The 282-nt window shown below is 72.3% G+C and carries 1 protein-coding gene; it reads right to left on the minus strand.

Annotated elements, in window-relative coordinates; translation table 11 throughout:
* On the minus strand, nt 1-282 hold a 282-nt coding region (locus tag RT567_RS16480), incomplete at both ends, for an Rrf2 family transcriptional regulator (protein ID WP_313577277.1).

The following is a 282-nucleotide window of genomic DNA, read 5'->3' on the forward strand; positions in this document are numbered from 1 at the left end:
CAGCAGGTCGGCGATAGTGATCTTCGACAGGGCCGCGCCCGCCGCCTGATCCGCCGCCGTCAGGGCCTTGGCCACATGACGCGGGATATGCTGGCCGACCGGGCAGCCCTTGGCTCCGGCAGGCGGCGAACCCAGTTGGGCGCAACCGTTCACGGCGCGCAGCACCTCGTCCAGACAGATGTCCTCAGGCCGCCTCAGCAGCCATGACCCGCCCGACGCGCCGGGGCGCGTGGCGATCAGGCCCGCCTTGGCCAGCAGGGCCGTGACCCGGCGGATCACCAC

This window comes from Brevundimonas sp. (genome assembly GCF_032107865.1).
Taxonomy (GTDB): Bacteria; Pseudomonadota; Alphaproteobacteria; order Caulobacterales; family Caulobacteraceae; genus Brevundimonas.